The following is a 25,916-nucleotide window of genomic DNA, read 5'->3' as shown; positions in this document are numbered from 1 at the left end:
CCGTCTCTCTATTCTCCCGCCGCCGGGTCGCGCCGCACGGGGCGGCTGCCTCGCATGACGCTCTGTTTGCCGCAGGCTAGTCCCAATTCTCCGCCCGCTCGGCCCGGCGCCGTTTGTCGATCACCGTCTTCCACCGCGTGCCGGCTCTCACCTCGCAATCCCTGGTCCAGCGGCTGAACACCAAGGTCGGCGTGTTTTTCTTCAGCCGCCACATTCGTTCAAACCGGCATGGCGCGTTCTGCTCATGCTCGGTATCGACGGCGATTTCCCCGATCGTCCCGGTCCTCTCGAAAAAGCGGACATTCGCGATCGCGGTCTCGGCCGGCGCGCCCCGTCCACGCGGGAAGGCGAGGAGCGTCGCTCCGCGGCCCGTCTCGTCGTCTGCATGGACGAGGTTCTCCACATAGTTCTGATTGTTGCCGGGGCAGCGGTTGGTGAAGATCACCGCACCGCGGAAACTGCGGCGAAGGATCGTCGCTTCCGGATCCCCGTCGCAGGTGAAGGCGCTCTTCACGGCCTCCGGAACGGAATCCGAACCGAGCGAAACCAGCTCGCTCGGCGGCTCCGCTGCCGTCGCTCCACCAGTGAGCGTGGCAGCCAGGAACAGGGCCGCCGAAGCCGTCCTCAACCTAGCGACGATGGCCATCTGCATGCCTTCCACCTGAACGACCCAGGACCTCCCGCAGCCGCGGGCCGCGGACATCGGTTCGAGAATGCGCAAATCACATCACGGCATTCGGAAGCGTCTTCCGTCATGCTACCGGCTGAGGTCGCCGGGCGCGCCCTGCTGGATCGGATCGATGTTCTGCGAGGGGTTCTTCATCCAGTCTGCGGCGAGGACGCCGGCCGCGATGGCAAAAACCACGAGGGCGAGAATCAGGAAGCCGAGCGTTCCGCGCGGGCGGTGCTCCCTGGAATACTTCGCTTCCGGCCGCATGGTCTCGTTCCTCGCACCTGCCGCCCGCATGATAGCATGACGGCAGCACTTGTCGCGGTACTTCCGTAGCGGCTGCCCTACGCTTCTCAACGGAGAAATGTGTTTCCTCGTTGCAAATCCAGAAAACACAAGGTGGAGAGCGAGCCAGAAAACCTTGGCTTCTATTTGGGGCGGCAGGTTCTGCTCCGCCGATCGCCCAAGCCGAACGGGCTCTCGGCGTCTGCCGAGAGCCCGGGGAGGCCTTCATCGACCGGTGTGCGATCAGTCGCAGATCCGGACGCGAACCCACTTGTAGTGGGCATGGCCGTAGTCGTCGTAATAGTCGACGACCTTGCGCTTTTCCCAGTGGCAGGATGCGTAGCCGGAGTTGTCGCTGTAGCCGTTGCCGTAGGAACCGGCGCTCGCGGCCGAGATGGAGGCGATGCCCGCGACGGCGAAGGCGGCGAGGGCGAGGAGGGTCTTGCGGATCATGGGGGTCTTCCTTCGGGTTGTCGGCGTCTGGTGTCCTGCGCCGATGGACAGACCCTACCGAGGCCGGTTCCCTTCCTCAGTGACCCAGGTCACACCCCGCGCCGGCTCCGCATTCCGGCATCTCGGCCGGCTTTTCGTGCCGGACCGGAATGCGACGAGCCACGGCTGCGCAGGGTTTCCGCGTTGCATGGGTCGCGAGGCCGAGGCTGCCGGTCGCGGGAAGGGCAGGGCGGCAGCTGCCCGGACGCGTGCTCGAGGGGCGAGCCGCCGGGATCTCGAGCGTCGGGCGGCAAGCCGCAATCGCTCCTACGACCGATCTCGTGGTTGTTGCATCGGACCGAGAACCGGTTTCCACTTCTCGGTGCGATGCGCTCAGGCCGCGGAGGCGCGCCGTTCGGCCAGAAGCCGGTCCAGCCAGTCGGGGTCCATCTCCGGCACCGACTTCAACAGCGTCTCGGTATAGGCGGCATGCGGGGGCGAGAAGATCTCGGCCTTCGGGCCGCTCTCGACGATCTTGCCGCGATGCATCACCACGACGTCGTCGGCGATCGCGCGGACCGTGGCGATGTCGTGGGTGATGAAGAGATAGGAGAGGCCGAGTTCCTTCTGGAGCCGCAGAAGGAGCTTCAGGACGTTCTCGGCGACGAGCTGGTCGAGGGCCGAGGTCACCTCGTCGCAGATGACGATCTCGGGCTCGGCGGCGAGCGCCCGCGCGATGCAGATGCGCTGCTTCTGGCCGCCGGAGAGTTCGCCAGGCAGCCGATCGGCGAAGTCGGGCGTGAGTTCGACGAGCCGCAGGAGCTCGGCGACCCGCGCCTCTCGCTTCGACCGGTCCATGCCGAGATAGAAGCCGAGCGGCCGGCCGATGATGTCGCGCACGCGCTGGCGCGGATTGAGCGCGGTGTCGGGCGACTGGTAGATCATCTGCACGCGCCTGAGGAGGTCGCGGTCGCGGGCGGCAAGCCCGGCGGGCAGCGTCTTGCCGCCGATGCGCACTGCGCCCTTCCGTGGCTGCAGCAGGCCCGTGACGACCCGCGCCAGAGTGCTCTTGCCGGAGCCGGACTCGCCGACGATCGCGACGGTGCGGCCGCGATCCAGGCGGACGCTGACATCGTCGAGGACGATCAAGCCCTGATTGCCGTAGGCGGCGGTGATCCCGTCGATGGCGAGCAGTTCGTCGCGCTCCGCCTCGACCGGCTCGTGGCTGAGGCTGCGTACGTTGAGGAGGCGTTGGGTGTAGTCTTCCCTCGGATGCTCCACGATCTGCCGGGTTTCGCCTTCCTCGACGACCCGGCCATGCCGCAGAACCATGATCCGGTCGGCGACCTGCGAGACCACTGCGAGATCGTGGGTGATGTAGAGCGCCGCCGAGCCATTGTCGGCGATCGCCTGCTTGATCGCCGCGAGAACCTCGATCTGGGTGGTCACGTCGAGCGCCGTCGTCGGCTCGTCGAAGACGATGAGATCCGGCTTGCAGGCCATGGCCATCGCAACCATCGCCCGTTGCAGCTGTCCGCCGGAGACCTGATGCGGAAAGCGGCGGCCGAAGTGCTCGGGATCGGGCAGCTGCAGCCGGCGATACAGATCGACGGCGTAGCGCGCGGCCTCCTTCTCGCCCATGACGCCGTGGGTCGTCGCCATTTCGACGAACTGGTCGCCAAGCCTATGAGCGGGGTTGAAGGAGGCGGCGGCGCTCTGTGCGACATAGGCGATGCGCTTGCCGCGATAGCGGCGCCGGCCGGCTTCGCTCAGCGAGAGGAGGTCGGTGCCCTCGAAGACGACCTCGCCGCCGGAGAACCGGCAGCCGCCGCGCGCATAGGCGAGGGCGGCGAGGCCAATGGTCGATTTTCCGGCACCAGATTCGCCGATCAGGCCGAGCACTTCGCCGCGCTTCAGTTCCAGGTCGACGCCCTTCACGATCGGCTGCCAGTCGTCGCCGGTGCGCCCGTCGATCTTCAGCCCGGTCATGCGCAGGAGCGTGTCGGTGGTCATGGGCGGCATCAGTCCTTCAGTCCGCTGGTGCGGTCGAGGAACCAGTCGACGACCGTGTTGACGGCGATGGTGAGGATCGCGATCGCGCCGGCAGGCAGGAGCGGGGTGAAGTCGCCAAAGGTGATCAGGATGGCGTTCTCGCGCACCATCGCGCCCCAGTCGGCCGTCGGCGGCTGCAGGCCGAGCCCCAGGAAGCTCAGCGCGCTGATCAAGAGGAAGATGAAGCAGAAGCGCAGGCCGAACTCGGCGAACAGCGGCGACAGGATATTGGGCAATACCTCGCGCCCGACGATCCAGGCCGTGCCTTCGCCCCTGAGCCGCGCCACCTCGACATAGTCCATGACCACGACGCCCATCGCTGCGGCCCGCACCACCCGGTAGACCCGCGTTGATTCGAGCACAGCGATGACGGCGACGAGGACCGGGATCGAGGTGCCGAAGATCGTCAGGAGGAGCAGCGCGAAGATCAGGATCGGGATCGCCATCAGGACGTCGACCGCCCGCGACAGGATCTGGTCGGTCACCCCGCCGATCGTCGCGGCGACGAGACCCATGGTCCCTCCGATCAGGAAGGTAACGATGGTCATGAGGAAGGCGATGGCGACCGTGTTACGCGCGGCGAAGATCATGCGGCTCGCCATGTCGCGGCCGAGCGTGTCCGTCCCCAGCCAGTGCGCCGCGCTCCAAGGCCCGAACTGGCTGCCGACGATCGCGGTCTCGCCATAGGGGGCGAGGACCGGCGCGAGCAGGGCGGTGAGGATGTAGGCCAGGATCACCACGAGCGCTATCTTCGCGCCGACTGGCGCGCGCTTCAGTTCCCGCGCCGCGTTCTGCGCGGTGGTGCGCCGCGGCGCGAGACCGGAGCCGCCGTCGACGTCCTGGAGTTCGGTTTGGTCGACACTGGTCATCGCGGATGCAGGAGCCTGGGATTGGTGATGATCGATACGACGTCGGCCGACAGGTTCAACAGGACGTAGGTGGCCGCGAAGATGATGCTGCAGGCCTGGACGACCGGCAGGTCGCGCTTAGCGACGGAATCGACCATCAGCTGGCCGAGGCCGGGATAGACGAAGACCACCTCGACCACGACGACGCCCGAGATCAGATAGGCGAGGTTGATGACGATGACGTTGACGATCGGCGCCCAGGCGTTCGGCAGAGCGTGGTGGAAGATGATCCGCCAGCGCGGCAGGCCCTTCAGCATCGCCATCTCGATATAGGGGCTGGCGAGGAGGTTGATGATCGCGGCCCGGGTCATGCGCATCATGTGCGCGGCGATGACGAGGGTCAGCGCGACCGCCGGCAGGACGACGACATGGAGCCGGTCGGACAAGGCCATGCCGGGGGTGACGTTGGCAAGGCTCGGAAACCAGGGCAGGCGGACGGCGAAATAGAGGATCAGGACATAGGCGACGAAGAATTCCGGCATCGAGATCGCGCCGAGAACGGCGGCGTTGAGAAGCCGGTCGAGCGGAGAATTGCGATAGAGCGCGGCGAGCATGCCGAGGGCGAGCGACAAGGGCACGGCGATCGCCGCGGTGACGGCCGCAAGGAACAGCGTGTTGGCGAGCCGCCGGCCGATCAGTTCCGACACCTCCCGGCCGCTCGCGAGCGAGGTGCCGAAATCGAGCTGCACGGCTCCGCCCAGCCAGTGGAGATAGCGAAGGAAGAAGGGCTGATCGAGCCCGAGCTGCTCGCGGATTGCCGCGACGGTTTCCGGCGTCGCCGATTGACCGAGGATCTCGGTCGCGACGTCTCCCGGCAACAGTTCGATCGCCAGGAAGATGACGAGCGAGACGACGAACAGCGTCACCACGCCGAGCGCCAGCCTCTGCCCGAGGATCTTCGCAATCTTCAGCAAATCTCTTCCACCTCCTTCGTCCGCCTCGTCCGGGCCGGTCGCCCGATCATATCCGGGCCGCGACCGATTTCACCTGCAAATAGCTCTTGAGCGCCTCGAGACCCTTTTCGCGGCCGAAGCCGGAATCCTTGACCCCGCCGAAGGGCACCTCGATGCCGCCGGCGTAGAACTCGTTGATATAGACCTGTCCGGCTTCGACCTCGCGCGCAAATCGCATCGCCTTGGAGAAATCCTTCGTCTGGATGCCGGCGACGAGACCGTAGCGGCTGGCGTTGGCGGCGGCGATCGCCGCCTCGAAATCCTCGACCACCTGGACCGCGAGAACCGGCCCAAACACCTCCTCGGCGACGATCGGGTCCTCTGCCGGCAGATCGTCGACGATGGTCGGCTCGAAGAACCAGCCCTTGCCGGTCGCGGTATCAGTGGTGCGCCTGCCGCCGCACAGGATGGTGCGGCCCCGCCCCCGCGCGGCGTCGACGAAGCCCTCGATCCGAGCAAGCTGGCGCTCGGAGACGACGGGCCCGAATGCCGGGTCCTCCAGCCCATGGCGCGGCTCGAGCGTCTTCACCCGGTCGAGGAGCCTCTCGATCAGCGCCTCGTGGACGGCGCGCTCGACGATCAGCCGCGAGCCGGCCGAACAGACCTGTCCGGCATGCGAGAAGATCGCGCCGATCGCATCGTCGGCCGCGCGGTCGAGGTCGCAGTCCGAAAGGACGACGAGCGGCGACTTGCCGCCGAGCTCCATCGTCACGCTGGCGACGTTGCGCGAAGCGGCTTCCATGACCCGCTTGCCGGTCTCGACCGAGCCGGTGAAGGTCACGTGGCGCACGCGCGGATCGGCAACGAGTGCTGCGCCGGTCTCCCGTCCGCCCGGCACGACGTTGAGGACGCCGGCCGGCAGCCCCGCCTGGCGGAGTATCTCGCCGAACATCAGGGCCGTCAGCGGCGTCTCCTCGGCCGGCTTGAGCACGCAGACGCAGCCAGCCGCGAGCGCCGGCGCGATCCCGCGCATCGCCGTCGAGGCCGGGTAGTTCCAGGGCACGACATGGGCCGAGACGCCGACCGGCTCGTTCACCGTGAAGGCGAAATGATCCTTGTCGAGCGGGATCGTCTGGCCTTCGAGCTTGTCGGCCGCCCCGGCGTAATATTCGAGCGCGCGGGCGCAGGACGCAATCTGGCCTTTCGCGTCGGAGAGCGGCTTTCCGGACTCCAGGACCTCGACGACCGCCAGCCGGTCGGCATTGCGCCGGACGGCGTCGGCCGCGGCAAGCAGGATCGCCGTTCGGCGTGCGGCGGGAACCTCCCGCCAAGTGCGGAAGGCGCGGCTGGCGCTCGACACCGCGTCCGAGACGTCTTCGGCGCCGGCCGATTCGACTTCGGCGAAGATCTCGGCGCGGCCGGGATCCTCGACGCCCAGCCTATGGCCGGACTTTGCCGCGCGCCACTCGCCGTCGATGAAGAGCTGCGTCGGCAGGCCCTTCAGCGTTCCGGTGGTCTTGGCTTCTTCGATGAGGGCTGTCAGGGTCTCGGTCATGGGGACCTCGGATTTCAGAATATGATGAGCCGTCGTCCCGCCGGGGGCGGCGTGGACGAGGCGGTTCGGTCGGACTGGCGGATCAGGCGCGGCGGGAGATCCGGTGATCGACGCGCTTCAGCCAGTCGGGATCGATCGTCACGCCCCAGCCGGGCGCGTCCGGGATCGTCACCTTGCCGTCCTCGACGACATGGCCGGGCGCGAACAGGCCGGTCTGCCAAGGATAATAGTCCTCGCCCTCGATCGAGAATTCCACATAGGGGCCAGCGTTTTCGATGGCGCCCATCAGGTGGAGCGTGAACAGGGTGACGAGGCCGAGATTGGCCGAATGCGGGGTGACGGGCAGTCCCGCCCCTGCCGCGAGCTTCACCACCTCCAGCGTGCGGCAGACGCCGCCCATATAGAGGATGTCCGGCTGGACGACGTCGACGGCGCGGCTTTCGACGATCCGCTCCCAGACCGGCAGGAAGCAGTCCTGTTCGCCGCCGGTGACGTCGAGCGACAGGGCTTGGGTCACCTCTTTCGTCCAGTCGATCTTCCAGTAGGGGCAGGGCTCCTCGAAATGGACGACGCCGTGAGCTTCGAGCATGCGGCCGACTTCGATGGCCTTTTGCGGCGAATAGCAGCTGTTGCCGTCGACGAGGAGCTTCACATCGTCGCCGACCGCTTTGCGCACAGCCGCCACCACGGCCTCGGAGCGGCCGGGCCATTCGTCCTCGTCATGGCCGCATTCCTTGCCGACGCGGAACTTCACGGCGCGGTAGCCGTAGCGTGCGCAGAGCGCCGCCAGCCGCTCCGCCTCGGCCTCCGGGGTGATGTCGCGACGCATGGACGAGGCGTAGACGGGGAAGGGGCGGGGCGTGCCGCCGAGGAGTTCGCAGACGCTTCGGCCGGCCTGCTTGCCCTTCAGGTCCCACAGCGCCGTGTCGAGCCCGGCGACCGCCCGGCAGAGATAGGAACCGGGAAACTTGTGCTCGCGCTCGAAGACGCGCTCGACCAGGCTTCCGATGTCGTCCGCCTCCTCGCCGAGGACATGCGGCGCCACCTGCCGGTGCAGGATCGCCGCGGTAATGTCGGCATTGTAGGTCGAGGTCTGGCCCCAGCCTTCCGCCCCGTCGTCGGTGCGCACGCGCACCATGGCGACGAATTCGTTGGAGAAGGTTTCGAGGCTGTCGATACGCATGGTCTCTCTCTGTCGCCCGGTCCTGCGACCGGGCGTCGGCTGTTTCGAAAGTGTAAGTGTCGGGAAATCGGAGAGGGGCCGGCGGACGGATCCGCCGGCCACACCGCGTCTCGTCAGACGTCGGTGAACCACCAGCGCTCGGCTGCCCTCAGGCCGTCGAGGTCCCAGTTCGAGGCGATCTTGCCGTGGCCGACATTCTTGCGCAGCCCGTCGACATAATTGGCGAACATCGGCAGGACGACGCCGCCCTCGTCGCGCACCAGACGCTGCATCTCGGCATACATCTCGGCGCGCTTCTTCTCGTCGAGTTCCGAGCGCGCCTCGACCAGCAGCTTGTTGAAGCGGTCGTTCTTCCAGTGGGTGTCGTTCCAGGCGGCACCTTCCGAATAGCCGACCGAGAACGCCCAGTCCGCCGTCGCCTTGCCGCCCCAATAGGACATGCAGAACGGCTTCTTCATCCAGACATTGTCCCAGTAGCCGTCATCGGGCTCGCGCACGACGTTGATGTCGATATTGGCCTTGGCCGCCTGCTCCTTGAAGAGGACGGCGGCGTCGACCGCGCCCGGGAAGGCGGCGTCGGCGGCCGACAGATTGACGGTCAGCCGGTCCATTCCCGCCTTCTTCAGATAGTGCTTGGCCTGGTCCGGATCGTAGGTCCGCTGCGGCAGATCGGCGAAATAGCGATAGGTCGAGTTGATCGGCTGGTCATTGCCGACCTCACCGAAGCCGTTGAGGATGGTGTCGACCATCGCCTGCCGGTCGATGCCGAACTTCAGCGCCATGCGCACGTCATTGTTGTCGAACGGCGCGACGTCGGTGAGCATCGGCGCGGTGTAGTGCTGGCCGCCGGCGATCGAGGCGATCTCGATCTGCGGATTGCGCTTCAGGAGATTGACCGTCTTGAGATCGACCCGGTTCATCGCGTGGATCTGGCCGGTCATCAGCGCGTTGGTGCGGGCTGCGGCGTCCTTGATCGACAGGAAGCTCACCTCGTCGAACCAGCCGCGATCGCTCTTCCAGTAGTTCTTGTTCTTCGTCACATGGCATTCGACGCCCGGATCGAGGCGGTCGAGCACATAGGCGCCGCAGCCGATGCCGGATTCCCAGTCGGCCGATCCGTCCTTGGCAGGCATGATCGCCAGGTGATAGTCGGACATCAGGAAGGGGAAGTCGGCATTGCCGGCGTCGAGCTGGACGACGACCTTGTTCTTGCCGTCGGCCTTGATGTCCTTGATCGGCTCGACGATCACCTTTGCGGCCGAAGTCGACTTCTCGCCGCGGTGATGGTTGATCGAGGCGACCACGTCGTCGGCCGTGACCGGCTTGCCGTCGTGGAAGGTCACGCCGTCGCGCAGCGTGAAGACCCATTGCGAGGCGTCCGCCGACGGCTCCCACTTGGTCGCGAGTTCGCCGACGAGCTGGCCCTCGTCGTTCACTTCCGTAAGGAAGTTGTGGATCGCATGGCCGATCGACTGCATGTAATTGTCGGAATAATGCGCCGGATCGAGCGTGTCCGTGGTCGAGCCGCCGGAAATCCCGAGCTTGAAGTGACCGCCTTGCTTGGGTTCGGCGGCGCGCGCCGAGCCGAGCCCGATGCCGGTTCCAAACGCCGCCGACAGGCCGAAGACGGCCGTTCCGGCGAGGAATTTGCGGCGCGAGACCTCGTTGAGGCCAAGCAGGCGTCCGGAGCGGTCGAACGGATCGAATGCGGACATTGAATCTCCTTCCCTTGATGGATCGTCGGTGGCCGGATTGCCATCCCTCCTCGATCCCTGAAACGCAAGTTTAGCACGCCGCATCCGAGGCCGGATGACAGCGCCGGTCATAATCGCGCCGGCCCTGCCGGATGGCGTCGGCTGCCGCACGGGAGAGGCGTCCGCCCTCCGGGCGGCTGCGATCATGCATCGCGCAGGATGGCATCCGCCGCCTTTCTCGCCAGCATGATCGTGGGCGCATTGGTATTGCCTGAGGTGATGTTCGGAAAGACCGAGGCGTCGACGACGCGCAGCTTCGACAGGCCGAACACCTTGAGATCAGGGCCGACGACGGCGTCCTCGCCCTCGCGACCCATCCGGCAGCTCGACGTCGGATGGAATACCGAGCCGGCGCGCGCGCGGAAATCGGCCACCAGCCCGGCCTCGTCGAGCGTCTCGACGTCGGGCTCGATCGGCACCCTGATCAGCTTTCGCATCGCCTTCGTCGCCACCATGGCCTGCATCAGCCGTCCGCCGGCGACGACCTTGTCGAGATCCTCGTTGGTCGAGAGATAGCGCGGCTCGATCCGCGGCGGCGTCGCGATGTCCGGTGACGCGATGTCGACCCGGCCGCGGCTGGTCGGACGCGCCGGCTGGAACGAGACCACGAAGCCGGGAAACGGATCGGGATTGATGATCGGACGCTTGCCGGACGGCGCGGTGGTGTAGGTCACCGGGTTGAAATAGAGCTGCAGGTCCGGACGCGCGGCCTTCGGATGCGAGCGCACGAAGCCGCCGCACTGGTTGACGCTGAGGCTCAGCGGGCCGCTGCGTGCCATGGCGTATTGCAGCCCGGCGCGCAGCTTGCCCCACCAGGGCGCCAGCTGGTTGTTGAGCGTCGGCTCGCTCGCCTCGTAGAGATAGCTGATGGCGATGTGGTCCTGGAGATTGCCGCCGACGGCGGGGTTGTCCTTGACGATGGGAATCCCGAGCCGGGCAAGGAGCGGGGCAGGGCCGACGCCCGAGATCTGCAGGAGGCCGGGCGAGGCGATGGCGCCCCCGGACAGGATGACCTCGCCGCGCGCACGGACCGACTCGACGACGCCGTTCCGCTCGTATTCGACGCCGGTCGCGACTTTGCCGTCGAAGGTCACGCGCCGGACCCTCGCATGGGTGAGGAGCGCGAGATTTCGCCGCTTCAGCGCCGGACGCAGGAAGGCGTCGGCGGCCGAATGACGCATGCCGCCTCGCGTCGTGATGTCGTAGGTCCCGACGCCTTCGGGCGCATTCCCATTGAAGTCGGCCGTGCGCTCGAGCCCCATCTCTTCGGCCGCCGCGAAGAAGTGCCGGTTGGCCCGGTGCGCGCGCCGCGCGACATTGGTTATCTGGAGCGGACCGCTGCCTTCGCTCGTTTCGTCCAACGCGATCCGTCGCTCCACTTTCTCGAAATAGGGCCTGACATCGTCCCAGCTCCAGCCGGAGGCGCCGCCATCGCGCCAGTCGTCGAAGTCGTGCGGAAGGCCGCGAACATAGAGGAGGGCGTTGATCGAGCTCGACCCGCCGACCACCTTGCCGCGCGGCCAGTAGGAGCTGCGCCCGCCAAGGCCGGCATCGGGCTCGGTCTCGAACTTCCAGTTCACGCGCTCGTCGTAGAACACCCGGCCGTAGCCGATCGGCAGTTTGATCCAGAAGCGCCGGTCGCTGCCGCCCGCCTCGAGCAGGAGCACGGAGTGGCGGCCGTTCTCCGACAGCCGGTCGGCGAGGACGCAGCCCGCCGAGCCGGCGCCGACGACGATGTAGTCGAATTCCTGCATGGGGCCTTCGAATGGATCGGACGGTGTCTCGCGGCAGGCACCCGGGTTCGGTTCGCGGCGCCGCCGCAGCGGAAGTAACACTGTCCCACGGCCCTTTCCCGCAAACAAACAAAGGAATATCAGGCCAAGGGGTCAATTCATTTGAGGCTCGTTCATGGCCGCCAAGCTTCCGCCGCTCAACTGGCTGCGCGCCTTCGAGGCGGCCGCCCGCCATTCGAGCTTCGCTAAGGCGGCCTCCGACGTGAATCTCACGCCGGCGGCGGTCAGCTACCAGGTTCGTTCGCTCGAGCAGCTTCTGGGGTTCAGGCTGTTCGAGCGCCTGCCGCGGGGGCTGCGACTGACCGATGTCGGCCGGGCCTATCTGCCGGCGATCCGCCGCGCCTTCGACGACATCGCCATGTCGACGGTCGGCCTGTTCGGCCGCGAGGAGGTGGTGCTGACCGTGCGTGCCTCCGCCTCCTATGCCACACTCGTCCTGCCGCGGCGTCTGCCTGAGTTCCGGCAGCTCTATCCCCACATCTCGATCCGGCTGTTCTCCACCATCTGGTCTGACCGGCCGGAGAACGAGGACGCCGACGTCGAGATCCGCTATGGCGACGGTGACTGGCCCGGCTGGACCGCCGAGCGGCTCGAAACCTTCGAATCGATCGTGGTGGCGAAGGCGCCCGCCAGAAGCGGGCAGAGCGCGGCGGACTACCTTTCCGAATGCGCGGCGTCCGGCGTCATCCTGGTCATGGGATGCGAGGATCTCTGGCCGAAGCTTCTCGCCAGGGTCGGCGCCGATCCGGCGCTTGCGATCAGAACCGCCGCCATCGCCGACAGTTCGGCGATGGCGCTGGAGATGGCGGCGAGCGGCCTCGCGCCGCTCCTCGTCTCACGCGGCTTTGCCGATTGCTATCTGGAAGCCGGCCGTCTCGTGCGGCCCATCGAGACCGCCTTGCCCACCCGGCAGGGGCACTTCCTGCTGATGCCGGTCGAAGAGACCGGCGGGCGCGCCGAAGCAATGCTGTTCAAGGACTGGCTGATGGCCGGCCGAAGCGGCGGCGGCACCTCCAGCCGGGGCGAGGGGCCGGAGCCGGCGAGCGTGCCCGACTGAGCCTCCGCCTCGATCGGACGTATCGGTCCGCTAGCGCAGTCTTTCGTGAGACGGGTCGCGGCACGACCGTCTCGGCAGAGCCGTCGAACGAGCCTCGACCCTCTAAGTCCGGCTCCCGCCTGTCAGCCCCGGCCTGTCTTGCGGCCGCTCGCCTTTCCCGAGCTCTTTCCGGCCGGCTCGTCGTCATCCGCAAGCACCCGCCAGGCAGCGCCGTCGATGTCGTCGTACTGGCCGCTCCTGAGCGCCCAGAAGAAGGCGCCGAGACCCGTGAGGCCGAGCAGCAGAGCGATCGGCAGGAGGATTACGAGGACGTTCAAGACGAGGCTCCCCTGACCAGCGCTTCGCCGCCGGCCCGGCCCCGCCGGACGCTCGCGCGCGCCGCCTTGCCCGGGGCGGATGCCCGGAAGACAAACGACAGGCGCAGGCTGTTCGCGACGACGACGATGGAGGAGGTCGACATGGCGATGGCGGCGACGAGCGGCGTGACGAGCCCGGCCATGGCCAAGGGCACGGCAAAGCCGTTGTAGAGGATCGCAAGCCCGAAGTTCTGCCGCACGAGGCTCTTGGCCTTCAGCGCGATCCTGTGGCCGAACGGCACGGCCTCAAGGCTGTCGCGGGTGAAGACGAAGTCGGCGGCAAGCCGTCCCGCGTCGCAGGCCGAGGCTGGCGCCATGGACACGTCGGCGGCGGCAAGGCTCGGCGCGTCGTTGAGACCGTCGCCGACCATCAGGACCGTCCTGCCGCCGGCCTGCAGCGCGCGGATCCGGTCGATCTTGCCGGCCGGGGTGAGGCCGGAGGTGAAGTCTTCGACCCCGAGCGACGTCGCCACGCGCTCGACTGGCAACTCGGCGTCGCCCGACAGGAGCTGGACGGAGAGATGCTCCGCCGCCTTCAGGGCGGGGACCGCCGTCACCGCGCCCTCGCGCAGCGTCTCGGCAAGGTCGAAGCGAGCCAGAGGACCGCCGGCGAAGGCGAAAGCGGGACCGCTGGCCCCGGTAGGCTCGTGGTATTCCGCAGCGATTTCGGCGACCCATTCGCGGCGGCCGAGCCGTGCCGGCCGCCCGTCGATCACTGCCTCGATCCCGCATCCCGGCACTTCCCGGACATCGCGAAGGTCCGGGTCTGTCCCGTTCGCAAGTCCGTCGCGGACGGCGCGCGAGGCCGGATGGCTGGAGCGCGCGGCGAGCGCCCGGGCCGCGTCGGCGGCCTCGCCGGGAAGGATGTCGGTCGCGGCAAGGCGTGGCGTCCCCGTGGTGAGCGTTCCGGTCTTGTCGAAGACGACCGTGTCGACCTCGGCGAGTCGCTCCAGCGCCGAGCCGTCTTTCATCAGGATGCCGGCCTCGAAGAGCCGTGCGGCGCCGATCACATGAACGACCGGAACCGCCAGGCCGAGTGCGCAGGGGCAGGTGACGATCAGGACCGCGATCGCCGTATAGGTCGCGTGATACCAGTCGCCGCCGCTGACGATCAGCCAGCCGAGGAAGGTCGCGGCCGCGAGGATGTGGACCACGGGGGCGTAGAGCCGCGCCATGCGGTCGGCGATCCGCGTGTAACTGCCTCGGCCGGTCTCCGCCGCTTCCATCATCGCCATGATCTCGGCGAGGAAGGAGTGCCGGGCGTCGGTCAGCGCCTCGATGTCCAGCGAGCCGGAGATGTTCAGCGTCCCGGCCTCGATCCGTGCTCCCGCGGCGACGGCAACCGGGTCGCTTTCGCCGGTGACCAGCGAGCGGTCGAGATCGCTCGACCCGGCGACCACCTTCCCGTCGACGGGGATCCGCTCTCCCGCCGGAACCCTGAGCGTCATGCCGGGGACGACCTCGTCGAGCGGAACGTAGACCTGTTCGCCGCCGTCGATCCGGGTCGCGCCCTTGGCCGCGAGCCGGGCGATGCCGAGGACCGCGCTGCGGGCGCGCTCGCGCATGCGGCTGTCGAGATAGCGGCCGACGAGCAGGAAGAAGAGCAGCGTCACGGCCGCGTCGAAATAGGCCTCCGCACCGCCGGTCAGGCTTTCGACGAGGCTCATCCCGAGCGACAGGAGGAGCGCCAGCGAAATCGGGACGTCCATGTTGAGCCTGCCGCCGCGCACCGCCGAAAAAGCCGAGCGGAAAAACACCTGGCCGGCGACGGCGACGGTCGGAATGGCGATCAGCGCAGAGACCAGATGGAAGAGGTCGCGCGTCGCGGCGTCGGCGCCGGACCACACCGAAACCGACAGGAGCATGATGTTGGCCGCCGCGAAGCCGGCGATCGCGAGAGCGATCAGGAGCCGGTTCGATTCCCGCTCGCGCGACAGCTGGTCGAGATCGCCGAGATCGACCGGCGTCGCGGGAAAGCCGATGCGGGCCAGCGTTTGGACGACGGGGAGGGGGGAGATGCCGGCCGATTCGAGGACGACCGTCACGCGGCGAAGCGTCAGGTTGACCCGCGCCTCGACGACACCCGGCAGCGGCCCGAGAGCCCGTTCGATTGCCCCAATGCAGGCGCCGCAATGGATCGCGGGCGCGGCGAAGACATAGATCACCGTCCCGTCCTCTGCGACCCGTCCCGCCCGGCGCAGTTCCTGCGCCTTCGGGTCCGCGGATGCGGCGACGTTCTCCTCGGCGGTGACGAGATCGTAATTGGGACTGCAGCAGCTCATCGCCGTCTCACTCCACGCTGAATCGCACGGCCCGGTGCCAGGGGGTGAGCCCCTCGGCGGTGAGGACGAGGCGCGCTTCCCAGCGGCCGCTGGTCAGCTGGGTCTTTGCCCCGTATCCGCCGCCGGCAACGGGCTCCAGCGTCAGGGTGCGGTCGAAATTGGCATTGACGGGATGGCCGATCGTGACGCTCGCCGCGGCGTCGGTGACGGGCTTGCCGGCCGCATCGACGAAGTCGACCCGGAACTGCCCGTCCGCATAGGCCACCCTGGCGTCCCAGCCGCGCGCGACCTCTTGCTCACGCTTCGCCGTATCGGCATCGAAGGTCTGGCTGGCGACATAGCTGTTCTCCACGACGAGCCCGCTCCAGGTGCTCTCGGCGAAATAGGCCATGGTCACGTTCACCGAGATGATCGTCCCGAAGAAGAGGGCCATCACCAGGGCCATGTGGCGGCCGGTGAATTCGCGGGGGGCGCGGCTGTTGACGCTCATTTGCCGTTCTCCGGGGCTTCGAAGGCGGCGTCGTAGACGGCGCTTTCGGAACTGTTCATGTCGTTCAGGACGAAGCGGAAATCCGTGGTGCCGGGCTTCACCGCAGAGGCAGGCTCGACGACGAAGAACTTCAGCGTCCTCAGGCGGTCCGGATCGACCTTTACCGCGAAGCTCCGCCCCTCCGGCTGGCTGAGGTCGTCGGAATACATCGTCGCGCCCGGCAGACCCTCCAGCGACAGCCGGAATTCGCGCGGCTCAGGTATCATGTTGAGCAGCTTGACGGTATAGCCGTTGCGGATCGAGCCGTCGGAGAGCCTGACATAGACCGGGTTGCGGTCGCGCTGGACGTTGAGTTCCAGCCGCTCGCGCGCCATGAGCGCAACGAGGAGGCCGACACCGATCGCCGCCCACAGGCCCGCATAGATCAGCGTGCGCGGCCTGAGGAAGACATGCCAGTCGAAGTGCTTGAGCCGATCCCTGAAGCGGCCGGTCTCGTCGCGCACCCGCGCCGGGTCGATCGCGCCGGTCGCGGGATCCGTCGCGATCGCCATGTTGGAGTTGTAGTCCTTCAGCGTCGCGTAGGAGATCAGGCCGCGCTCGCGCCCGAGCTTGTCCATGACACCGTCGCAGGCGTCGATGCAGAGCGCGCAGGTGATGCAGGCGAGCTGCTGGCCGTCGCGGATGTCGATGCCGGTGGGGCAGACCGCCACGCAGGCATTGCAGTCGACGCAGTCGCCGACGGAAAGACCCGCCGCAGCCGCCTTCTTGGCACCATGGCTCTTCGGCTCGCCGCGCCAGTCATTATAGGTGACGACGAGCGAATCCTCATCGAGCATGGCGGCCTGGATGCGTGGCCACGGGCACATGTAGATGCAGACCTGTTCGCGCATCAGTCCGCCGAGGACGTAGGTGGTCGCGGTCAGGATGCCGACGGTGGCATAGGCGACGAAGGGCGCGTCGCCACGCAGGAAATTCCACAGGAGCGTCGGCGCGTCGGCGAAGTAGAAGATCCAGGCGCCGCCGGTCGCGACTGCGATGAGCAGCCATGTCGAGTGCTTCAGGACCCGCTTCCTGACCTTGTCGAAGCTCCACGGCGCCTTGTCGAGCCGGATCCGGGCATTGCGGTCGCCCTCGAAGAATCGCTCCACCACCAGGAAGAGGTCCGTCCAGACGGTCTGCGGACAGGCATAGCCGCACCAAGCCCTGCCGACCACGGAGGTGACGAGGAAGAGCCCGATGCCGGCCATGACGAGCAGGCCGGCGACGAAGATGAACTCCTGCGGCCAGATCTCGATGAAGAAGAAGTAGAAGCGGCGGTTGGCGAGATCGATCAGCACCGCCTGGTCCGGCGCGAAGGGACCGCGGTCCCAGCGCAGCCACGGCGTGACGTAATAGATGCCGAGCGTCACCAGCATGATGATCCACTTCAGCCGCCGAAACCGACCTTCGGCGCGCTTGGGATGGATCTTCTTGCGGGCTTCGTAGAGGGGCTGCGATTGGCGTTCCGGCGCGTTGACGGGCTCGACGTCGAAGCGATGGATGTCGGAGCGTTGAAGCATGAGGCGGACTCGGGATTGGTGGCCCGAAAGGGCCGGAAGATCACCGATCGTCTAAGAGGAGCGGGGCCTGACCGCCTTGATCCAGGTCAAGCGACCGGGCGCGCGTCAGTCGCCGCCGGTTCGCGGCGCACTGGGACCGAACCCGATTTGCAAGGGGGCGTCAATTCGGATGTGCCGCCACCGGCCGTCGGCCCGACCGAAAAAAGCACGGGCCCCCGCCCAAGGGACGGGGGCCCGCTGTCGCCCGCACCGGATGACGGCAGTTGGGGCTTATTCGCCGCCGCCCAGACTGTGGACGTAGACCGTGAGCTCCTTGACGGTGGTCTCGCCGAGGCGCTGGCCCCAGGCCGGCATCACGCCGTGGCGGGGGCCGTTTACCTGCGCCATGATGTCGGCATGGCTGCCGCCATAGAGCCAGATCGCATCGTTCAGCCGGGGCGCGCCGACATCGCGATTGCCTTCGCCGGTCTCGCCGTGGCAGGCGGCACAATTGTCGGCAAAGATCTGGGTGCCGCGTTCCGCCGCCGCAGCGTCGGTCTCCTGGCCGGAGATCTTGCGGACATACCAGGCGACATCCGAGACCTGGTTGCGGTCGAGGATGCCGTCACGACCGAAGGCCGGCATCTCGGAGATGCGGGTGTCGTCGTCCGAGGCGTAGCGGATGCCGTGCTGGAGCGTCGTGTGGATCTGGTCGAGCGAGCCGCCCCAGATCCAGGAATCGTCGTTCAGGTTGGGATAGCCGGCGCCGCCCTCCGCGCCCGAGCCGTGGCACTGGACGCAGTTGACCTTGAATGCCGCCCGGCCAGCGGCGATCGCCATCGGCTTGAGGTTCGGATCGGCCGCGATGGCGTCGACGTCCAGCGTCTGGATAGCGGCCAGCTTGTCGGCATTTTCCGCCTGCAGGCTCGCCATCTCCTGACGCAGGTCCTGGCGGCTCGACCATCCGAGAACCCCGCTCGTCGCCGAATGGAGCAACGGCCAGGCGGGGTACAGGATGGAGTAGACCAGCGCGAAGGCGATACAGCCGTAGAAGGTCCACAGCCACCAGCGCGGCAGGGGATTGTTGAGTTCCTTGATGCCGTCCCAGGAATGACCCGTGGTCTCGACACCGGTGACTTGATCGACGTCCTTGGTCTCGGCCACGGATCAGTCCTCCTTCAAGGGGATACTGGCGGCCTCGTCGGCCGCCCGGCGGGCGCCGGGCCGGAACACGAAGACGAGGACCGCGATGAAGAACAGCGTCATCGCGAGGAGCCCCCACGAGTCGGCGAAGGCACGCAGGGCGTGGTAGTCGGCGTTCATCGAGCCCTCCTCAACGGTCGTTCTGTTCGGGTTCGTAGGCGGAGAAGTCGACGAGCGTGCCGAGCATCTGGAGATAGGCGACGAGCGCGTCCATCTCGGTCAGGCGCTGCGGATTGGCGTCGAAATCTGCGACCACGGCCTTCGGATAGCGGGCGAGCAGGCCCGAGGTGTCGGCGTTCGGATCGGCCTGGGCCCTCAGATCGGCCGCGGCCTCCTTGACCATCTCGTCGGTATAGGGAACGCCGACGTCGCGGTTCGCCGCCAGATGCGCGGCCGGATCCTCCATGTCGAGATCGGCCTTTGCCAGGAAGCCATAGGTCGGCATGATCGATTCCGGCACGACCGAACGCGGGTCGACGAGGTGCTGGACCTGCCACTCGTTGGAATAGCGGCCGCCCACCCGGGCGAGGTCCGGCCCGGTGCGCTTGGAGCCCCACTGGAACGGGTGGTCGTACATGGATTCCGCGGCGAGGCTGTAGTGGCCGTAGCGTTCGACTTCGTCGCGGAAGGGCCGGATCATCTGGCTGTGGCAGTTGTAGCAGCCCTCGCGCAGATAGATGTTCCGGCCGGCGAGTTCGAGCGGTGAGTAGGGCCGCATGCCCTTCACCTTCTCGACCGTGTTCTGCAGGTAGAATAGCGGCGCGATCTCGACGATGCCGCCGATCGTGACCACCAGCAGCGACAAGACGAGGAGCAGCGTGGCGTTGCGCTCGATCTTGCCGTGATGGGCCAGGATGCCGCGGGCGACGGGATCGGCCTTCAGTTCCGGCCGGGCGCCGGCCAGAGCGGGGTCGGTGTTGTTCTTGCTCATTGTTCTTGCCTCACTGTGCCGGCTGCGCCGCGGGCACGCCGCCCATCGGCACTTCCGCCCGCACGTCGCCGCGGATGGTCTTGTAGACGTTGAAGGCCATGATCAGAGCGCCGCAGAGGTACATCAGCCCGCCCAGCATGCGCAGGACGTAGTAGGGATGCATCGCGGCGACCGTCTCGGCGAAGGAGTAGACGAGGTAGCCGTCGTCTCCGTATTCGCGCCACATCAGGCCCTGCATGATGCCGGACACCCACATGACCGCCGCGTAGACGACGATGCCGAGCGTGGCGAGCCAGAAGTGCCAGTTGACGAGGCGCAGGGAGTAGAGCCGCTCGCGGGCCCAGAGCTTCGGCGTCAGGTGGTAGACGGCTCCGAAGGAGATCATGCCGACCCAGCCGAGCGCGCCGGAATGCACGTGGCCGATGGTCCAGTCGGTGTAGTGGGAAAGCGAGTTGACCGACTTGATCGACATCATCGGACCCTCGAAGGTCGACATGCCGTAGAAGGCGACGGAGATCACCAGCATGCGCAGGATCGGGTCCGTGCGAAGCTTGTCCCAGGCACCCTGCAGGGTCATCAGGCCGTTGATCATGCCGCCCCAGGACGGCATCCACAGCATCACCGAGAACACCATGCCGAGCGTCTGCGCCCAGTCGGGCAGGGCGGTGTAGTGCAGGTGGTGCGGGCCGGCCCAGATGTAGAGGAAGATCAGCGCCCAGAAGTGGATGATCGACAGCCGGTAGGAATAGACCGGACGGTTCGCCTGCTTCGGGATGAAGTAGTACATCATGCCGAGGAAGCCGGCGGTCAGGAAGAAGCCGACGGCGTTATGGCCGTACCACCACTGCGTCAGCGCATCCTGGACGCCCGAGAAGGCCGAATAGCTCTTCGATCCGAGGAATGACACCGGCATCGACAGGTTGTTGACCACATGCAGCATCGCGATGGTCACGATGAAGGAGAGGTAGAACCAGTTGGCGACGTAGATGTGCGGTTCCTTGCGCTTCACGAGCGTCCCGAGGAACACGGCGAGATAGGCGACCCAGACGATCGTCAGCCAGATGTCGACATACCATTCCGGCTCGGCATATTCGCGCCCCTCGGTGATGCCGAGGAGATAGCCGGTCGCGGCGAGCACGATGAACAGCTGGTAGCCCCAGAACACGAACCAGGCGAGATTGCCGCCCCAGAGCCGGGCCCGGCATGTGCGCTGGACCACGTACAGGGACGTCGCGATCAGCGCATTGCCGCCGAAGGCGAAGACCACCGCCGAGGTGTGCAGCGGGCGCAGCCGTCCGAAGTTGAACCAGGGTTCGAGGTTGAGATGCGGCCAGGCGAGCTGGGACGCGATCAGGACGCCGACCAGGAAGCCGGCAAGGCCCCAGCCGACCGTGGCGATCACGCCATAGCGCACGACCTCGTCGAAATAGCCCTGGTCGCTGGCGTTCGACGCCTGCATGCGCAGCGGGATCATCTTGGCGTCGCCGAACTCAATCCGGCGCAACATCACGATCGTCGCGACGCCGAGAGCGATGAACAGAACCCAGGCATGGGCCTGGAATGCGGCATCCTTGGCGAATCCCGCGGCGAGAAGGGCTATGAATGCCGCTCCCCCGATCAGGATCGCCTCCATTTGGTGTTTCATCTTGGATCTGACCTCTAGCCTCTCCGCCCGCGCACGACCGGGTCCCCCGGTGCGCCAAGGCGGCCGGCTTCCTCCTTGGCAGGAGGCATCGAGTGACGCCTTGACGTGGATCAAGGAGGCGGGGCCGCGCCCGGGCTAGACGGGTCGGGAGACAAGTGTCGGCAGCCAGGGAGACGCAGCATGGGCCTTCGACCGTTTCGATCCACCGCGCCTTCGGGCTGCGTGGCGCTCGCCGTCGCCGCCCATTCCGGCGTCGTGCCGGCCATCTGCCGGACCGAGCCTCTGTCGTCCCGGCTCGAGAACCAGTTGATCATCCAGGAGGCGCTGTGCGCGCGGCTGGAGACGCTGGCCGACCGGCTGGCGCTCGCGGTCGACGCGCAGCACTGCCTCCATCTGGCTCGCAGCATCTATCCGATCCTGCGGCGCGCCCACGATTTCGAAGAACGCGAGCTGTTTCCGCTGCTGCGCCGCCAGAAGGGCGCGCGCGCAGATCTTTCGCTGACGCTCGATAAGCTGAAGTTCGAACATTTCGAGGACGAAGGCAGCGCCGAGGAGGTGATCCAGGCGCTGATCGACTTCGTCTGCGGCGGCGCTGCCGTCGACGTGGAAAGCCTCAGACGGCGGCTGCAGGAGTTTGCGCAGGCGCTCCGCCGGCACCTCGCCTTCGAGCGGGCGGTACTCTTGCCGCGGGTCCTCCGGATCGAGGAATATGGACATGCTTGACGCCGCCGCAATCCTGAACAGGCACGGCGCACAGGTCCCGCGCTACACGAGCTATCCGGCCGCACCGCATTTCGGCGCCGAGACAGGCCGGGCGCTGCTGCCCGCCATGATCGACTGCATCGATCCCGAAAAGCCTGTCTCCGTCTATCTGCACATTCCGTTCTGCGACCGGCTCTGCTGGTTCTGCGGCTGCCATACCAAGCAGACCCGACGCTATCAGCCGGTCGTCGACTACGTCGATTCGCTGCTGGCCGAGATCGCGACGATGCGGGCGCGGATCGGCTTTGCGCCGAAGGTCGCCGCGCTGCATCTCGGCGGCGGTTCGCCGAGCCTCCTGCAGTCGGCGGAGTTCGCGCGGATCGGTGAGGCGCTGCGCAAGGCCTTCGTGTTCCCTGCCGATGCCGAGATCAGCGTCGAGATCGACCCCTCGGACGTGTCCGCCGACACGCTCGAGGGTCTTGCGCTTCTCGGCATGACGCGCGCCTCGATCGGAGTCCAGGATTTCGATCCGGCGGTGCAGGCGGCGATCAACCGGCCCCAGACCTTCGAGGCGACTCGCGACGTCATCGCCGCGCTTCGCGCCGCGGGCCAGTGCAGCATCAACATCGACGCGCTCTACGGGCTTCCGCTGCAGACGCCGGAACGCCTGGAGCGCACCATCGACCAGGTGATCTCGCTCGATCCCGAGCGGGTGGCGCTGTTTGGCTATGCGCATGTGCCGTGGGCGAAGAAGCACCAGACCATGATCCGCGAGGAAGACCTGCCGGGACGCGAACAGCGGCTCGGCGACGCCGCCCGCGCATCGGCAAAGCTGACCGGGGCGGGCTACGCGGCGATTGGTATCGATCACTTCGCCCGTCCGGGCGATCCTCTGGCCGAGGCCGCCCGGACGGGGCGGCTGCATCGCAATTTCCAGGGCTATACGACCGACGCCTGCGAGACGCTGATCGGCTTCGGCGCCTCGGCGATCAGCCGCTTCCGCGGCGGCTACGTCCAGAACATCGTGCCGACCGCGACCTATCGCCAGGCGGTCGATTCCGGTGCGTTGGCCGCACAGCGCGGCTATCGGCTCACGCGCGACGACGTGATCCGCGGCTACATGATCGAGCGGCTGATGTGCGACTTCCGCATCGACTTCGCGGCGCTCGCCCATGGGTTCGGCGAGGTCGCGGGCGCTCCGTATGTCCGGGAGTGTCTGCGGCTTGCCGCCGGCGACCGCGACGGCCTCGTCGTATCGGATGAGCAGTCCTTCGCGATCCGGCCGGAGGCGAAGCCCTTCGCCCGTGTCGTCGCGTCGTGGTTCGACGCGCATCTGGACGGCGGCGAGGGCCGCTATTCCAAGGCGGTGTAAGTCGGCCGGGACCGGGTGGGGCCGCCGCGTGGCGGCTTGACCTGTCTCGGGCCCTGGTGCAGCAAGCCCGCAGGCTCCAGATAGGAGCCGCAAGGACTTGTCCCGACGATGCCGCGATGACTCTTCGAAACGAACGTGCTCACGACGATCCGGCGGCGGCCGCCGCTGCAGCCCTCGCTGCGGTCGAGGCGGCCGGACTCGGCACCTTCGTCTGGGGCGATGACGACCTGGTGAGGCTGTCGGACGTCGCTGCCGCGCAATTGCGGAGCGGCAACGATCCGCACGCCCTCGACGTATTCCTGGAGCGTGTCCATTCGACGGACCGGCAGCGGGTCGAAGCCGCTTTCCGCAGCAGCCGCGGGGAGGGTGTGCCGCTAGATCTGGAATTTCGGCTCGCCGCCGAGGAGGCGCCGGTCCGCCGGCTGCGCGCCAGGGGCGGTGCCCTTAGGGATGGCCAGGGCTCGGCCGCGCTGCGCGGCGTTTTCCTCGACGTGCCGTCGGGCGATGTGGTCGAGGCCGCGAACGGGCGGATGGCCGCGGTCGTCGCGTCGTCGGACATCGCCATCGTCGGCGCTTCGCTCGACGGCACGATCACCGACTGGAACTGCGGCGCCGAAGCGATCTTCGGATATACGGAGCAGGAGGCAGTCGGACGGCCGATCGCGATCCTGCTTCCGAACGGTCCCGACACCGAGGAAGGCCTGCTCCTCGACCGCATCCTGCGGACCGGACGGGTCGAGCAGGTGGAGACGCGGCGGCGCCACAAGAACGGCTCGATCGTAGACGTCGCGCTGACGATCGCGCCGCTGCGGGACGCGGCGGGCGAGATCGTCGGCGTCTCGAAGATCGTCCGCGACATCACGCTTGCGAGGAAGGCCCTCTCGGAGCTTGCCGAGCGCGAGGCGCGTCTGCAGTCGGTCCTGGATACCGTGCCCGACGCCATGGTCGTGATCGATCCGGCAGGAGTCATGCAGTCCTTCAGCGCGACGGCCGAGCGGCTCTTCGGATACAGCGCCGACGAGGCGATCGGCCAGAACGTCAGCATCCTGATGCCGTCGCCCTATCGCGAGCAGCACGACGGCTATCTGTCCCGCTACCTCGCCACGGGCGAGCGGCGGATCGTCGGCATCGGCCGCGTGGTGGTCGGCGCGCGCAAGGACGGCTCGACCTTCCCGATGGAGCTTTCCGTCGGCGAGATGCAGTCGGCCAGGCACCGCTTCTTCACCGGCTTCATCCGCGACCTCACGGAGCGACAGGAGACGCAGCGCCGCCTGCAGGAACTGCAGGCCGAGCTCACCCACATGTCCCGCTTCACCGCGCTGGGCGAGATGGCATCGACGCTGGCGCATGAACTCAACCAGCCGCTGACGGCCGCGGCGAGCTATCTCAGCGGCGCCCGCCGCCTCATCGACGGCGGCAAGACCGAGGCCCTGCCGATCGTGCGCGACGCGGTCGACCGCGCGGCTGCCCAGGCGCTGAGGGCAGGCGAGATCATCCGCCGGCTGCGGGAGTTCGTCGCCCGCGGCGAGAGCGAGCGGCAGATCGAGAACCTGCCGAAGCTGATCGAGGAGGCGAGCGCGCTGGCGCTGCTGGGGGCCAAGGAGACCGGCGTCAGGGTCAGCTTCGCCCTCGATCTGGACGCAGACTACATCATGGCGGACAAGGTCCAGGTCCAGCAGGTGCTGCTCAACCTCATGCGCAATGCGATCGAGGCCATGCAGGAGTCGGACACCCGCGAGCTTGCCATCTCCAGCCGGCTTTGCGAGGAGGGCATGGTCGAGATCGCGGTCAGCGATACCGGCACCGGGATCGCGCCGGAGATCGCGGCGCAGCTCTTTCAGCCCTTCGTCACCTCCAAGCAGCAGGGGATGGGGGTCGGGCTGTCGATCTCGCGCACCATCGTGGAGGCGCATGGTGGGCGGATCTGGACCGAGCCCAATCCCAAGGGCGGGACGATCTTTCGCCTGACCCTGCGCCATCTCGCACCGGAGGATTTCGATGACGTCGACTAATGCCGTGGTCCACCTCGTCGATGACGACGAGAGCGTCCGGCAGTCGGTGGCCTTCCTCCTGGCCACGGCCGGCTTTGCCGTGCGCGTCTACGAGTCCGGGTCTGCGCTTCTCGACGTGATCGACACCCTGCAGCCGGGCTGCGTCGTCAGCGACGTGCGCATGCCCGGGATCGACGGGCTGGAACTCCAGCGCCGCCTGAAGGCCAGCGGGATCCGTCTGCCGGTGATCATCATGACCGGCCACGCGGATGTGGCGCTTGCGGTCCAGGCGATGAAGGACGGGGCGATCGACTTCATCGAGAAGCCGTTCGACGAAGACGCCATGTTGGCCGCGATCCGCAACGCGCTCGGGGGATTTCGCGCGAACGTCGAGCAGGACGCGGAGACATCCGCGACGCGTGCGAAGCTTTCCGCGCTCTCGGCGCGCGAGCGCCAGGTCCTCGACGGGCTGCTCGCCGGCCACCCCAACAAGACCATTGCCTATGATCTCGGGATCAGCCCCCGCACCGTCGAGGTGCATCGCGCCAACCTCATGGCCAAGATGGGTGCGGCGAGCCTGTCGGACCTCGTCCGCATGGTCCTGCGGGCCGATCCGGTTACCGATCGCTGACGTCTTACGCATTCGTTCGAGCAGGTGACCGCTGTCCCGGTCATCTGATCGCTGGAGCCCCGTCTGACGATAATCGTAATTCTTGAGCCGTTCCCGCAGATTTTCGTGCCGCGGTTTTGCGCCATGTCAAACCGCGCCTGCGCGGCATCGGGCATGATGACAGCGCAGGATCAACACCCCGGCCGCGTCGCGG

Annotated in this window: 23 protein-coding genes; 5 read left to right on the top strand and 18 right to left on the bottom strand. The window is 67.3% G+C overall.

Annotation, left to right across the window (positions count from 1 at the left end):
- Positions 1–76: 76 nt before the first annotated feature.
- The 10 genes from LH400_RS14315 to LH400_RS14270 form a co-directional block, all read right to left on the bottom strand.
- A complete protein-coding gene (locus tag LH400_RS14315; protein ID WP_229153409.1) occupies positions 77–646 on the bottom strand; it encodes a hypothetical protein in 570 nt (189 codons plus the stop codon).
- 111 nt (positions 647–757) lie between these two features.
- A complete protein-coding gene (locus LH400_RS14310; protein ID WP_229153408.1) occupies positions 758–937 on the bottom strand; it encodes a hypothetical protein in 180 nt (59 codons plus the stop codon).
- A gap of 261 nt (positions 938–1,198) precedes the next feature.
- Positions 1,199–1,408 (bottom strand): hypothetical protein, encoded by a 210-nt coding sequence (locus tag LH400_RS14305; protein WP_229153407.1) that lies wholly within the window; start codon positions 1,406–1,408, stop codon positions 1,199–1,201.
- A gap of 372 nt (positions 1,409–1,780) precedes the next feature.
- The gene (locus tag LH400_RS14300; RefSeq protein WP_370638392.1) at positions 1,781–3,400 is read right to left on the bottom strand and encodes an ABC transporter ATP-binding protein; all 1,620 of its coding nucleotides are present in this window, start codon (positions 3,398–3,400) and stop codon (positions 1,781–1,783) included.
- A gap of 8 nt (positions 3,401–3,408) precedes the next feature.
- Positions 3,409–4,308, bottom strand: coding sequence for an ABC transporter permease (locus tag LH400_RS14295; protein WP_229153406.1), 900 nt, complete (start codon positions 4,306–4,308; stop codon positions 3,409–3,411).
- Positions 4,305–5,261 (bottom strand): ABC transporter permease, encoded by a 957-nt coding sequence (locus LH400_RS14290; protein ID WP_229153405.1) that lies wholly within the window; start codon positions 5,259–5,261, stop codon positions 4,305–4,307. The genes LH400_RS14295 and LH400_RS14290 overlap by 4 nt, the downstream gene beginning before the upstream one ends.
- A gap of 46 nt (positions 5,262–5,307) precedes the next feature.
- Entirely contained in the window at positions 5,308–6,795 is a 1,488-nt protein-coding gene (locus LH400_RS14285; RefSeq protein WP_229153404.1) for an aldehyde dehydrogenase family protein, read from the bottom strand.
- 82 nt (positions 6,796–6,877) lie between these two features.
- Positions 6,878–7,978 (bottom strand): mandelate racemase/muconate lactonizing enzyme family protein, encoded by a 1,101-nt coding sequence (locus LH400_RS14280; RefSeq protein ID WP_229153403.1) that lies wholly within the window; start codon positions 7,976–7,978, stop codon positions 6,878–6,880.
- A 113-nt stretch (positions 7,979–8,091) separates the two neighbouring features.
- A complete protein-coding gene (locus LH400_RS14275; protein ID WP_229153402.1) occupies positions 8,092–9,693 on the bottom strand; it encodes an ABC transporter substrate-binding protein in 1,602 nt (533 codons plus the stop codon).
- Between the two features lie 182 nt (positions 9,694–9,875).
- Complete coding sequence (locus tag LH400_RS14270; RefSeq protein WP_229153401.1) at positions 9,876–11,486, bottom strand: GMC family oxidoreductase; 1,611 nt, start codon at positions 11,484–11,486, stop codon at positions 9,876–9,878.
- Between the two features lie 154 nt (positions 11,487–11,640).
- Here LH400_RS14270 and LH400_RS14265 point away from each other — a divergent pair, with 154 nt between their 5' ends.
- Complete coding sequence (locus LH400_RS14265) at positions 11,641–12,582, top strand: LysR family transcriptional regulator (protein WP_229153400.1); 942 nt, start codon at positions 11,641–11,643, stop codon at positions 12,580–12,582.
- Between the two features lie 122 nt (positions 12,583–12,704).
- Here LH400_RS14265 and ccoS read toward each other — a convergent pair whose 3' ends face one another.
- From ccoS to ccoN, 8 genes are all read right to left on the bottom strand, one after another.
- The gene (gene ccoS / locus LH400_RS14260) at positions 12,705–12,899 is read right to left on the bottom strand and encodes a cbb3-type cytochrome oxidase assembly protein CcoS (RefSeq protein WP_229153399.1); all 195 of its coding nucleotides are present in this window, start codon (positions 12,897–12,899) and stop codon (positions 12,705–12,707) included.
- On the bottom strand, positions 12,896–15,220 hold the full coding sequence (locus LH400_RS14255) for a heavy metal translocating P-type ATPase (RefSeq protein ID WP_229153398.1): 2,325 nt from the start codon (positions 15,218–15,220) through the stop codon (positions 12,896–12,898). Before LH400_RS14255 ends, ccoS begins: the two co-directional genes overlap by 4 nt.
- Before the next feature lie 7 nt (positions 15,221–15,227).
- Positions 15,228–15,710 carry a FixH family protein gene (locus tag LH400_RS14250; RefSeq protein WP_229153397.1) on the bottom strand — a complete coding sequence of 161 codons (483 nt, stop codon included), beginning with the start codon at positions 15,708–15,710 and terminating at the stop codon, positions 15,228–15,230.
- Positions 15,707–17,269, bottom strand: a complete 1,563-nt coding sequence (gene ccoG / locus LH400_RS14245) for a cytochrome c oxidase accessory protein CcoG (RefSeq protein WP_229153396.1) — start codon at positions 17,267–17,269, stop codon at positions 15,707–15,709. Before ccoG ends, LH400_RS14250 begins: the two co-directional genes overlap by 4 nt.
- Positions 17,270–17,539: 270 nt before the next feature.
- A complete protein-coding gene (gene ccoP / locus LH400_RS14240) occupies positions 17,540–18,412 on the bottom strand; it encodes a cytochrome-c oxidase, cbb3-type subunit III (RefSeq protein WP_229153395.1) in 873 nt (290 codons plus the stop codon).
- A 3-nt stretch (positions 18,413–18,415) separates the two neighbouring features.
- A complete protein-coding gene (locus tag LH400_RS14235; protein WP_229153394.1) occupies positions 18,416–18,571 on the bottom strand; it encodes a cbb3-type cytochrome c oxidase subunit 3 in 156 nt (51 codons plus the stop codon).
- 10 nt (positions 18,572–18,581) lie between these two features.
- On the bottom strand, positions 18,582–19,382 hold the full coding sequence (gene ccoO / locus LH400_RS14230; RefSeq protein WP_229153393.1) for a cytochrome-c oxidase, cbb3-type subunit II: 801 nt from the start codon (positions 19,380–19,382) through the stop codon (positions 18,582–18,584).
- A gap of 10 nt (positions 19,383–19,392) precedes the next feature.
- Positions 19,393–21,027 carry a cytochrome-c oxidase, cbb3-type subunit I gene (gene ccoN, locus LH400_RS14225; RefSeq protein ID WP_229153392.1) on the bottom strand — a complete coding sequence of 545 codons (1,635 nt, stop codon included), beginning with the start codon at positions 21,025–21,027 and terminating at the stop codon, positions 19,393–19,395.
- A gap of 180 nt (positions 21,028–21,207) precedes the next feature.
- Between ccoN and LH400_RS14220 the strand changes: the two genes are divergently transcribed.
- From LH400_RS14220 to fixJ, 4 genes are all read left to right on the top strand, one after another.
- Positions 21,208–21,750, top strand: coding sequence for a hemerythrin domain-containing protein (locus LH400_RS14220; protein WP_229153391.1), 543 nt, complete (start codon positions 21,208–21,210; stop codon positions 21,748–21,750).
- A complete protein-coding gene (hemN, locus tag LH400_RS14215; RefSeq protein ID WP_229153390.1) occupies positions 21,743–23,101 on the top strand; it encodes an oxygen-independent coproporphyrinogen III oxidase in 1,359 nt (452 codons plus the stop codon). The genes LH400_RS14220 and hemN overlap by 8 nt, the downstream gene beginning before the upstream one ends.
- A 116-nt stretch (positions 23,102–23,217) precedes the next feature.
- Complete coding sequence (locus LH400_RS14210) at positions 23,218–25,113, top strand: PAS domain-containing sensor histidine kinase (protein WP_229153389.1); 1,896 nt, start codon at positions 23,218–23,220, stop codon at positions 25,111–25,113.
- Positions 25,100–25,723, top strand: a complete 624-nt coding sequence (gene fixJ / locus LH400_RS14205) for a response regulator FixJ (protein ID WP_229153388.1) — start codon at positions 25,100–25,102, stop codon at positions 25,721–25,723. Before LH400_RS14210 ends, fixJ begins: the two co-directional genes overlap by 14 nt.
- Positions 25,724–25,916 lie beyond the last annotated feature (193 nt).

This window comes from Jiella soli, assembly GCF_020615385.1.
Classification (GTDB): Bacteria; Pseudomonadota; Alphaproteobacteria; order Rhizobiales; family Rhizobiaceae; genus VKMB-3413.
This window is presented reverse-complemented; position numbering and strand designations above follow the sequence as displayed.